This window comes from Pseudoalteromonas obscura, assembly GCF_030135505.1.
Classification (GTDB): domain Bacteria; phylum Pseudomonadota; class Gammaproteobacteria; order Enterobacterales; family Alteromonadaceae; genus Pseudoalteromonas; species Pseudoalteromonas obscura.
Genome location: NZ_JASJUT010000002.1, coordinates 353,227 through 365,905, shown reverse-complemented (window position 1 = coordinate 365,905; position 12,679 = coordinate 353,227). Strand labels below are relative to the sequence as shown.

6 protein-coding genes are annotated in these 12,679 nt (G+C 40.9%); 5 read left to right on the top strand and 1 reads right to left on the bottom strand.

All coding sequences use genetic code 11. The annotated features are described in order from the left end of the window. Positions 1 to 352: 352 nt before the first annotated feature. The 5 genes from QNM18_RS05755 (at position 353) to QNM18_RS05735 (ending at position 10,061) form a co-directional block, all read left to right on the top strand. Entirely contained in the window at positions 353 to 3,022 is a 2,670-nt protein-coding gene (locus tag QNM18_RS05755; protein ID WP_211009700.1) for a TonB-dependent receptor plug domain-containing protein, read from the top strand. Between the two features lie 1,333 nt (positions 3,023 to 4,355). Beyond that, positions 4,356 to 4,787, top strand: a complete 432-nt coding sequence (locus QNM18_RS05750; protein WP_284136629.1) for a hypothetical protein — start codon at positions 4,356 to 4,358, stop codon at positions 4,785 to 4,787. Positions 4,788 to 5,419: 632 nt separating this feature from the next. Further along, a complete protein-coding gene (locus QNM18_RS05745; protein WP_211009698.1) occupies positions 5,420 to 8,239 on the top strand; it encodes a TonB-dependent receptor domain-containing protein in 2,820 nt (939 codons plus the stop codon). Positions 8,240 to 8,477: 238 nt separating this feature from the next. Further along, positions 8,478 to 8,717, top strand: coding sequence for a hypothetical protein (locus tag QNM18_RS05740; RefSeq protein WP_211009697.1), 240 nt, complete (start codon positions 8,478 to 8,480; stop codon positions 8,715 to 8,717). Between the two features lie 1,116 nt (positions 8,718 to 9,833). Beyond that, a complete protein-coding gene (locus QNM18_RS05735; RefSeq protein WP_211009696.1) occupies positions 9,834 to 10,061 on the top strand; it encodes a hypothetical protein in 228 nt (75 codons plus the stop codon). 257 nt (positions 10,062 to 10,318) lie between these two features. On the opposite strand, the gene QNM18_RS05730 is transcribed toward QNM18_RS05735, so the two are convergent. After that, a complete protein-coding gene (locus QNM18_RS05730) occupies positions 10,319 to 12,649 on the bottom strand; it encodes a DEAD/DEAH box helicase (RefSeq protein WP_284136628.1) in 2,331 nt (776 codons plus the stop codon). Between the last annotated feature and the right edge of the window lie 30 nt (positions 12,650 to 12,679).

The window sequence follows — 12,679 nt, the reverse complement described above, 5'->3', positions numbered from 1 at the left end:
ATTAATTATTAGGCATTTAAAATAAAAATAAAAATATTTTTTTTAACGTGATTCGCGCTTGCTTTTTTTGCCTCAAGCCAAAGTTGTTTTTTTATTGCACGCTTGGGCTGTGAAATTAATTAAAAAATTAATTCATATTGGAGTAAGTGTTTATTAACTTCAAAACATTATTAAAAATAGAGGTCTTGCTGTTTAAATCTTGTTAGTGAGTGTTAACTCTCTCTTGTTTGACGTTTAACATGCGTGGCGATTAGTATCCCTGCCGAAATTTCAAAACAGGCCACTTAGAGCCAGAAATAAAGACTTATAAAACTCAAGCTTACCAAGACAAGGTAGGCCCAGGGAGAATCACATGTTGAACACTAAAGTAACTAAGGCAGTGCGTATCGCACTAGCATTGGGTGCTGCTTCTTCAGCTGCTTTTGCAGCGAATGCAGTAGCTGCAGAAGGTGCAGAAAAAGTAGAGCGTATTGAAGTCACAGGCTCACGTATCAAGCGCGTTGATATGGAAGGTGCAAGCCCAGTTGAAGTAATCACGACAGCTGATTTTGAAAATCAAGGCCGTGTATCTGTTGCTGAAGCACTACAAAGTGTTACCTCTAACAGCTTTGGCTCTGTTGCTCCAAGTTCAGGTAACAGTGGACAGTCACAAAGTACTGTTAGCCTTTTAGGTGCTGGTGCAGGTCGTACGCTAGTGTTGGTAGATGGCAAGCGTCTTGGTGGTTCTCCATCACTTAATGCCGGTGGTGCAAACCTAAGCTCAATCCCTATGGCGGCGGTAGAGCGTATTGAAATTCTTAAAGACGGCGCATCTGCTATTTATGGTTCTGACGCAATTGCAGGTGTTATCAACGTAATTCTTAAGAAAGACTTTGAAGGTGCGGCATTTGATATTCAAGTAGGTCGCCCAGAAGCTGATGGCGGCGAGACTAAGCAAATGTCACTGTCGTTTGGTGTAAGTTCAGACAAAGGTAACATTACATTTGTATATGACCACCAAGAGCGTCGCGCTATCTTCGACCGCGACCGTGACTACACCAAAGCAACATGGGAAGATAAAAACGGTGACGGTGTAATTTCACTTGGTGATGAAACGACAGGTATTAGCGTTTTTGGTGCGACTGTTGTAGATAGTAAAGGCAACCATCACGCATCACCAAAGTGTAATGAGTTGAAGAACACTGTACCTGGTTTCGTTGGTATCCTTGACCAAGGTACAGGCAATGGCGGTATCGGTAACGGCGAAGTATGTGGTTATGCATTTGCAGATGTATCAGCAAACATGGCGTCGACAAAGCGTGACTCAATCATGACTAGCCTTGCGTATGAACTAACTGATGATATCGAGCTTTACGCACGTGGTATGTTCAGCCGCAATGACTCTTTTGGTCGTTATGCACCAGCCGCGGCACCGTGGGCAAATATGTCGGCAGACAATGAACACAACCCACTTGATGAAACTGCTAAGGGTAAGTTCCGCTGGTACCAACTGGGCAACCGTGATGGTGAAGTAACCGATTATCAGCAAGACTACTTATTAGGCCTTAAAGGTATGTTTGGTGATACAGCTGAGTGGGAAGTGTCATATCACAAAGCACGCCTTGACTACCGTACTGCGGGTCGTTACTACTTAAGCTATGCAGGCCTAGCATATAATGCGCAAGAAAATATTGATATGGGTTCTGAGCAAGGTATCAATAACATGCGTGCGACAACGTATGTCGAAAGTCAAAGCGACCTAGATCACTTCTTCGCTGGTCTTGGTTTCGAGTTTGGTGAGCTTCCTGGCGGTATGATCAGTCACTATGTTGGTGGTGAGTACTTTGAAGAAGTTTTAGACTCAAAGTTTGATGCACAAAGTGATGCGAAACTAGTTGGTGGTAACGCGGGTGCTTCAGGTATGGGTGAGCGTGATGTGACTGCTTTATTCTACGAAGTAGCCTTCCCAATTCTTGATAACCTAATTGTAAGTGCGGCATACCGTTATGACGACTACAGTGACTTTGGTAGTGTAGGTAACCCAAGTGTTAAACTTGAGTACCGTCCATTTGATGACCTACTAGTTCGTGGTTCATACTCAGAAGGTTTCCGTGCGCCAACGCTTAAAGAGCTATATGGTGCTGAATCAGAGGGTAGCCCAACGACTACTGATTATGTAGCATGTAAAAATGGTCTACCGGCTGGTGCAAGTGAAGACCAAGTTCGCGAAGCGTATCTAAACTGCCCGCAAAGTGCATATAATGAGTTAAGAAAGAGTAATGAAAACCTAGGCGCAGAAGAATCTACGTATATCAACTTAGGTGTTGTGTATTCTGGTTTTGAAGATGTTGCGATTAAGGTGGATTACTTTGAGCTTGAAATTGACAATGTAATTTCATTAATCACAATCCAAGACCTTGTTCATATTGAAAACGGCAACAAACTTGATGAAGTTTATGCTAAGTTCCCTGAGGTGAAATTAAGCCGTGCTGCGAATGGCGCGATAGAAGGCTACTCTCACACACAATATGCAAATGGCTCATTCATGTCACGTAAAGGTTTTGACATTGACTTGTCTTACAACCTAGACACAAGCTTCGGTGAGTTTAAGTTTAAGAAAGTAACAACGCTATTAACAGAAGTTGGTGAAGACGTATACTTCTCTGGCCCTATGAGTGACCAAAAAGGTGCTCCAGATCAGCCAGATTGGCGTTCTCAGCTTTCAGTTAACTACTCTGCTGATAGCTTCTCTGTAAACTGGACAACTGATATTATCGCTGGCACTCATGAGAGCGATGTGGTTCAAGTTGATTCAACAGGCAACCCTTACATCGTTTACTCAGGTGACGTACCTACTTATGTTACACATAACTTGAATGTGAAATACTTCACTGAGAGCTACGGTACATTCACAGTAGGCGCACGTAACCTATTCGATAAGGGTGTTTTACTAGATAGTAAAGGCAAATGGATTGATGACGCAATGTACAATGCGGGCCATATCGGTCGCGAATTGTTTGCAGGTTACAGCATCAGCTTCTAAGTTGCTTAGTTAATTTAATCAAGCCCCGCTTTATGCGGGGCTTTTTTGTACTTGGCTGCTTAAATGTTGAGTTTCCCCTATTAAGTCTGCGTTCTGAACAAACGAGCACTGGTTCTTTCACATTGATTTTCAGCAAGTTAAAATCCATCTATGAGTCGCTTACTTGATCGCAAGGGTTTTTCTTACTGATAAGGCAGGCTCAACAATACTGACTTTTGTTAAAAATCAGGTCCATGCATGTTTTTTGTATCCACTTTGAGCGCAAAGCTCATTTCGGCATATCAATAGCGTGTTGAGTGCTCTCTAATGACCCTTTTCGAATTAAGACTCGTCTATTTGTTATAGTTTCAATTTGTTTTTCTATTTGATTAAAAATAAAAGCGCTTTAGATGCATTAGCTTGACGCTTTTGCAGAATTTTTTTGACAACTGTTGGCGCGCTTCTAACGAGGAAGTAAGGCATCAGTTCGTACCTTTAATATAATTAAAACCATTTAACAGAGTTGGTGAAGGAAAGTGCTAAGGGCCGCGTTACTGGGTACGCTAACGAAATAGATGAGCTGACCGTAAAAATGTGCAGCCAGTTACCATCATCGACGCAGCTGATATCGCTATGTCAGGCGTAACCTGAATGCGGTGGGGGAATCTACTAGTGGTGGTGCTATTCAAGCTGCTGTGCAACCTGATTCGGTGCTAACAACACACTTTTACTAGTGACAAGCAGTTGCATAGTGTCTTAAGGCTCTGTTCTAGTATTGATATCAGCTCAATTTCTCCGCCGTTAGTCAAGCGTGTTGAGGCGCTTAAAAGGCGGCACAGAAAAACAACTTTTTGTCGTGATACAGGCGGCTAAAGCGTACGAAGATTTATAAGGTTCATGCCTATATAAATTCAGCTTTAGAAAATGTGTCAGCTCAACTACAGCGGCACACCAGAGTTGCTGTGTTGGAGTGAGCGTAACAACTTGTTCATCCAAGGTAGTATAGTATCTGCAAATGGTGATATAGAAGCAGTATGCAACTGCATCATAGTTTTGTATAGGACTGGTTGAAAAATAGCAACAATGAGCAAAGTCACGGCGCTTAATCTTGAGTTTGGAGTAATGGCTTCAACAAGCCGTCTTGGGAGAGAATTCGCAGACGCTGTGATTCCGGCTAGCTTCAGTGTGACGTATTCAGTAATGTAATCCAAACCAGTAAACGGTGGGTTTCTTGGGTTATATGGTCGAGGCAAAAGTTTTAGTGTTGCTACTACTCAGGCAATAGGAACTTTGTCTTCACTTCAGGTTTTTTATTTCGGTATATTTGCGCCTCTGTTAATAAGGGCTTGTATGTTTGAAAGTGACAATCTATGTGCAGTTTAATGATAATATTTGTTTGGGTAGAGTTGCACATATCGAAACGGTTACTTACCATCGCATCGTTAACTTCAACAGTGCGTTTATACATAATGACTTCATCCACGGCTTAAACGTCGAAGTTCGCAGTGGTTGTACAGGTGAAGCGGTAGACGTAGGTCTCTACGTTAATACAATTGGCGACCGGACTGGCACACTTAATGGTCGTGTTATTCAAAAGCATGCTCCTGTTTTACAGCCCCCACCTTTATCACTGAATCAAGTTATTAGTCATAAGATTGGTTGCGAGCCTTGCTATGCTGACATGTACACCCGTAGCTGCTACTCACAAGCTGATTACACTCCAAAATTTCAAAGACTTGGCTCTGATTGGGTTAAAGCCTGTTACTTATTTACAAGAACGTACTAACAAATGGCCTCTTTTATGACCTTATTCATAAGTAGCCTTACCTGTTTTGTGTAAAAAAAATAGATGTCTTGTAGCTTAAGTATCTACTTGAAATAAATTTGTCTAAAAAAACCTGTATAAGGAGGTTTTTTTTCATTTGTTTTGTTGTGTTTTTTGGGATTGTTAGTTCCTTTTTTGTTTTTTTTGTTTCTATTTTGTTTTTGTGGTTGTTTGTTTTCTGGTCTTCACTCCTGTTTGATTTCATGTTGTTGGAATATTTTATTTGTAAATTGCTGTTTGCTTTTGAAATGTTTCTTTTGGTTTTGCTTTGTTTATGTGGTTGTTTTTTAGTTGCCTTTTTGTTTTATTTTGGTTTTTCTACATGCTTCATCTTGATTGTTGGTTGGGCTTTCCAGAGTTACCCAAAAGGATACGCTTGCTTTCTATTTTTATTTTGTGTTATTTTTTAATTGTAGTTATTGCAATTGTTGCTCGTATTAACTGGTTTTTACAAGCTTGCATGAGTATTTACTTTGTGGTTACTATACTTGCGTTGTTACATATGAGGTACACAAAATAGTAACGTGTTTAACCTCGTATTGAAGGCAAGATTAAAATAATAGCTTTTCCAAAAAAGCCCAGGGAGAAATTGAATGTTAAATAGTAAGATCTCAAAAGCAGTTCGCTTAGCGATCGCTTTTGGTGCTGTTTCAGCGACAGCTATTGCGACAAACGCTAACGCAGCTGACGGCGAAGAAATTGAAAAAATTGAAATCACAGGTTCTAGTATCAAAGGTTCTGACCTTGCTGGTGCTCTACCTATCAACGTGATCACAGCTGAAGATATCAAAGCGACAGGTGTAACGTCTGTTCCTGATCTTGTAGCTCAAATCCCATCAATGCAGGGTTTCACAACTCCTGTATCATCTGTTGGTGGCGGCGGTGGCGGTACGTCAACTGCATCACTAAGAGGTATTGGTGAGCAATATACTCTAGTATTATTAAATGGTCGTCGTCTTGCTCCATCTGGTTCAGGCAACTCAATCGACTTAAACACAATTCCACTTGCTGCGATCGAGCGTGTTGACGTTCTAACTGATGGTGCATCAGCACTATACGGTTCAGATGCAATCGCTGGTGTAATCAACTTCATCACTAAAAAAGAAGTTGACGGTACAACAATCGCTGCACGTACTGACCGTCCAAAAGATGGCGCTGAATCAGTTAACCTAAGTGTTGTAACTGGTTTTGGTGACCTAGATTCTGACGGCTTCACAATCGTTGCTTCACTAAGCCACGACACACGTGAATCTCTACGTTCAAAAGACCGTGACTTCGCGAAGACTGGTCTACTTGAGTTCACTCATAACGGCAATCAGTACTATGACGTTCAGGGTTCTTCAAACGCTATCCCTGGTAACGCTTTTGTTGGTTTAAATGACGGTTCAAACGTTGCATTTACTCCATATGCACTTTCAAATGGTAACAAGTGTGCGCCAGATAACGCATTCGCACCAGGTAGCAACTTCTGTTCATTTGACTACACTAGTACTCTAGAAATCGTTCCAGAAGACGAGCGTACGTCACTAATGCTTCAAGGTGATTTCATCTTAACTGATGACATGAACTTATTCTCTACAGTTGCATTTACAAACTACCTAATGACGCCACGTATCGCGCCAAACCCTACTGGTAACATTAATATCGGTACAGAGAGTGTTCTATACGACAAGTACGTTGTTCCTAACTTAACTGCAGAGCAGCTTGCATCAGGTGTTGATACATTCCGTGGTCGTTGGAGAGCACTTCCAGGTGGTAACCGTACTACTGAGTGGGAAACTGATTCACTTAACACTATCGTTGGTTTAGAAGGCACAATTGCTGATACTATCGATTTCAACACAGCTGTTGTTTACTCTCGTTCAGAAAGAACTCAGACGCTAACTAACGGTTACTACAACGCTGAGAAGTTTGTTGAGAACATCCGTAGTGGTCTAATTGATATCTTCCTTACTCCTGAAGACTTTGCTCAAAATGAAGCAGCTGTAGCAGCGCTAGAAGATTCACAGTACCGTGCACTTGAAGATACAACGACTACTGAGTCTCTATCTTTTGACTTCAAAGCGTCTCAAGCTATTTTTGAACTACCTGCTGGTGAAGCTTACATCGGTTACGGTGCAGACTACCGTACAAACTCATACAAAGTTGTTCGTTCAGAAGCAAACATCAGCAACGCACGTTTTGGTGACGGCGGTGGTGACTTCGACTATGAACTAGAGCGTTCTACTTACGGTGTGTTTGCAGAATTACAAATCCCTGTTCTTGATGAGCTAAGCGCAAACGTTGCAGTTCGTTACGATAACATCGGTGCTGTTGAAGACACAATGAACGGTGGTAAAGTTAACGATTCTGAAAATGACACTACGTACAAAATCAGCTTACGTTACTCACCAACTGATAGCCTAGTATTCCGTGCTTCATACGGTACTGGTTTCAAAGCTGCATCATTACTACAGATTGCTGAGCCTGAGACATCTTTCGGTGTAACAACTGCTCCGTACAGCTGTCCACTACCAGCATCTGATTCACGTGCTCAGTTCTGTCCTCCGGGCGCACTACAGTATCAACGTTTCAACCTAGGTAGTAGCACTCTATCTCCTGAGACGTCTAAGCAAAGCTCAATTGGTTTTGTTTACTCACCAACTACTGATTTCACGTTTGAGCTAGACTACTGGCAAGTAAACATTGAAGACATGGTTCAGCGTCCTGACCAGAACTACATGTTTGCAAACCCACAACTATTTGACGAGCGTTTCGTTCTTAGAACAGACCGTTCTGACCCAACTAACACGCTTCTAAGTGTTATCACTGCACCAATCAACATTGGTGAAAGTAAGAGTGCTGGTTTTGACTGGAAAGTCATGCTAACAAATGACCTTTCATTCGGTGAACTGAAGACTATGGTTCAGGGTACTTACATGGATAAGTCAGAGTACACTCTTGCAGGTGTATTCCCGTACGAGTGGGCTAGCAGCTTAGGTCGTTACGGTGTTGACCAAGATGTTGTTTTCCGTAACATCATCAATATCCAAAATGTACTTACACACGGTGACTTCGCTCACACATTACGTATGAAGTACAGATCTGGCTGGCATGACCAAGCATCTACTGTTGGTGTAGGTACAATTGCTAATGCAGAAACTGAAGTTGTTTACAATGACCAAGGTGTAGGTTCAACTCAGTTCGTTACTGCTGACGTTCAGTTCAAAGTTCCTTCACACATGACTGTTGATTACAAAATCGACTACCGTGGTTTCGAGAACATGAACATCACTGTTGGTGTTAACAACCTATTTGATAAAGAGCCTCCAATGTCACTTGGTGATGCAGAAGGTCACTTAGTAGGTTATGAAGGTCGTTACTATGACCAGTACCTTCGTACTTACTACCTAAGCCTAGACTACACATTCTAATCTAGTGTAATTTAGAATAATAAGCCCGCTCTCAAAAGAGAGCGGGCTTTTTTATTTCTCCTGCCATTATATCAATTCAAGTAAGTCTTTATTTTATATATTAATATTAATGTATTGCTCTTTTTTATTATAAATCAATTTATATGATTAATTAGTATTGGATTTTATATTGACAAATAACAGTATTAGTAATACTTTAAAATGGTTAACTATAATTAAATAAATATGGAGTGTTATAATGAAAGTGTTAGCATTAGTAATGGCGGTAACTCTTGCAGGCTGCGCAAGTAGTGGCGACACAACAGCTAAAAAAGATGATGGGTATCGTTGTGAACAGGTGAGCTCATTAGGCTCTATCATTCCTAAAAAGCGTTGTACAACATCGAAACAAAGAAAACTAATCCGAGAAGAGTCTAAAGAGTCTTTAAGGCAGCATCAGCGTAACGGGACGCTTTCTGGCGGTGGTGATGGAAGGTAAACTTTATGAATTTGTGAGGTCTTAATGGACCTCTCTGTTCTGCATTTGGCTCATTCCCTTCTCTGTTCTACACTCGGCTCATACCCATCTCTATAAAGCTTTTGTGGCCTAGCTATTTCACTTATTTAAATTCATTTCACAAACGTTAGGTAATAAAATTATCTCTTAACTAGTCACTTTTATTTCATAACCAAAGAAAAGAATTAAGCGTTCCTTTTGTATGTAACCCCTTTCAGGTTGTGGCTTTTTATGGAATATGTGAAAGAAAAAATATCATTTTTTCTGAACTCAAGATGTTAGATATATTTGATCTTTAGTCATTAGGTGAAAATATAGTTTAGGCTTGCTTAAAGGTGGAGGTTATGTTGTTAATATTAAAGGGTATATATAATAACATATGAAAGTTTTAATATTTTGTGTAGTTCTTTAAGTTTATTTTATATCAGCGGCTTTACTCTTTTTTTCCTCAGCTGCCAAAACTCTCCAAAAGGAGAGGCGATAAGTCGAACTTGCTTTCAGCTATTCATCTCCAGGAAGCTAAAATATTGAATTTTAATTACTTAAATACTTTACATTGACTTAGTTCGAGCTAAATTAACTTTCGTCTTGATGAGTCGTTTAGTGTAACCAAGTAATCAAAACAGCGGTTCTTGAATCTCTATAACTTTACTTACTGGACGCAGAGGTATCTTGGTATCCTTTGCTCACAATTACCAACATACAGTTCAAGGTTGCTGCTACAAAACCGACTAATTTAGCTTTGAGGGTATACGCATCACTGTTGTTATTAGCAGTGTGTTTTACAAAGATCGGCTAAACGTTACTTCGTGGTGCAGAAGGCTGCGTGGTGGCCTATGAAGGTACGTATTCTGATCAAGGCTTTAGTTCCGCTTAACTTAGCACCTGCGTGCATTAGAGAGCTGGTTTTTCTCATATATTCGCCTGTGTTTATCAATCACAGCAAGCTTTTGTTTTTATTTATTAATGTTTAATTCAGCATGCTTTTTATTAACTAATTTATATAATTTAATGGTGTCGGTTTTTTTGTTGACAGGGAATAGTGTTAGTAATAATTTTAAATGGTTAACTGTAATCGAATAAATAAGGAGTGTTATAATGAAAGTGTTAGCATTAGTAATGGCTGCAACCCTCGCAGGCTGTGCAAGTAGTGGTGACACCACTAAGAAAGGCGATGGGTATCGCTGTGAACAAGTGAGCTCTCTCGGCTCTATTATTCCTAAAAAGCGTTGCACTACCTCCAAAGAGCGAAAGTTAATCCATGATGAATCTCAAGAGTCATTGAGGCAGCATCAACGCAATGGTGTTCTTACAGGTGGTGGTTGATTGTAAGTCAGTGAGGCCAAAATAGGCCTCGATAATTCTACATTCGATTATATCCCATCTTCAAAGCTATCGTTTTTTCAATTAAAATTCATATCATAAAAGTGAGGCAATAAAGTCCTTTTGCAGGTAGGTCATAGACTTTCTTTTAGAAAACAAAAGCTCTAATTTGTTCTGAGAAAGTCATGTCTTTATGTGGTTAATATTAAATAGGTTAAAGGCGTAAATATAATCTTTTTAATATTTAACTTGAACTTGTTTTATTTAATATCAACAACTTTGCTTGCTTTTTTATATTGAACTTTAAAGCCAGAGAAATTTGGCAGCTCCCATTTTTTGGGGGCATCTTTTCTTTTTCCTTCAAGGTGTTCTAATAGCACACGCTTTGCTTTAAAAAAATAGGTTACCTGCATTCTTAACTCAGGGATCGTAACATTGAGAGGGTGTTTTTCAATAAACCTATCTAGTTCCCAGCTATCTACTTCCTGAAAGCTAAAGTCTTCAGCTTCAATAAGTTGTATATCTTCCTGTGATTCAACACCTAGTTCGACTAGTTTAGCCCTGATGAATTCGCACGCAGTCGGTAGATTATTTGGCCTCGCTAAGTAATCGAAGTACAGTTGGTGTGACGCAATATTTTTACTTAACTGATAATAAAGGCCCTCAAATAACTCACCTTTTTTAATCAGATAGGTACATGCATCGATGAGCATCTCGCCTTTAGCAACGCTTGAGAAGACAGAGAGCTCGACACCTGCATACTGTCTAGCTGTAGTCGTAAAAATTGTACCTTGATCAATATAAGCCTCTAAAAAAATAAGCTCGCCGATCTCCTGTGAGGCTAACATTTTGATTGGCAACGGTGCAGCCAATGTTGCCATTGTCATGGCTTGTTTGCTGCCTTTTCCGGCGAGAGCGAACGTATCGAGAACTAACATGGCTTTGGTATTTTCATTAATACGTGAGGTATTGGAAGGAGAAACTTCAATTTTACCATTACCGAAGCCACCTCTGCGGTTTTGCCGCTTCACAAAGACCCATTCTGGGCGTGCTTTAGCAATTGCGGTGATGAGGGCATTACGGTCATAACTAGCTGCTTTTTCGAGACTTGGTAGTGAAAAAGCCTCTCTAAGTTGTTCACTAAACTGCTTCGCTTCCATCAGTGCTTCTGATTCGACATGGACAATGCCATCTACTTGATCTCTAACAATAGCAATGGCCAGCTCAATATCACAATGGTTTGGCAACAGGAGGTTTAGTTGCTCTATTTGTTCGAGATGCGTGGGCAGTTGATATACTCGCGCAGGCACAGAGATAACAGCAATCAGATCGATAATAGCTTGTTTGAGCGCCCCTGAGGGCATATTCGCAATCAAAAAGCCCAGTTCTGCATCTACCGGAAGTGGATAGAGAAGCTTACCAAGCTCAGTGGCACATTGTTTGCTGTCTATTGCGCCGATATTATGTAAAGTCGTGAGAGCTCGTTGTTTAGATGCATCAGGTAATGAGTCGATAAATGGCAACGAATCTACGCCTTGTGCTGCGCACCCAGCGGCTAACACCAGCTCTGTGAGTGATTCGCGTTGAATTTCAGGAGGAGTACGTTCAATAAGTGGGGCAAATTGGCCGTATAGCCGGATGCAAATACCAGCTTGTGTTCGGCCTGCACGACCTAAGCGTTGTTTTGCAGAGTCACGCCCAATTGCGTCTAAGCCTAAAACAGTTTTACCATTTCTAAGATGTGTACGTCGTTCTAGGCCTGAATCTATGACACAGGTAACATTAGGTATGGTCAAGGAAGTCTCGGCTACATTGGTGGCTAATATAATACGCTGTGACATTTGTTTCGACAGTGCGAGTTGTTGATTTTGCTTTGAGCAACCGCTGTAGAGTTGCACCACTACCGCATCAAAAGACTTTAGTGCAGACGCACAGGCTATGATCTCCCCTTTTCCTGGCAAAAAAACTAAAATATCACCGTCAGTGTCTTCTTGTGCTTGTTGGCATGCTGTAACTACACGTTCTGTTAGCCTGTCTTTTGTTGGCATTGCACGTTGGTCTTTTGCTATAAAGTCCTCTTCAACGGGGTACATGTTTCCTTCGCTGTGTAGGATTGGTGCATTTAAATATCGGCTCAGGCTGTGTGCATTAAGCGTGGCAGAAGTGAGGATAAGCCGGTGTTGGGCATGCTGCTTGAGCAGTGCAAGTAGCAGATCCATGTCCCAACGTCGCTCATGAAATTCATCTAATACGATATGTGAATAGGCGGCCAGTTTGTCTTCAAAATACCACCTAAGTGCAACGCCAGGGGTTACAAAGACGATATCTGTATGTGTATCGAATACAGTTTCAAAACGAATTGCGTAGCCTACTTTTCCCCCAAGTTCTGTTTTGCATAAATGAGCGACATATTCCGCAAGTGATGTACAAGCGATACGTCTTGGCTCAACAACGAGTACTTTGCCCTGGGAGGCCGCCCAAATGGGGAGCTGAGTCGATTTTCCAGATCCCGTGGCTGCGGTGACAATGACATCTTGTTCGGAAATAGTGGTTAAAAAATCGGACTGTATAGATTCAATCGGCAGTGACATAGCAATTTATATTCGATGTTTTATTTATCG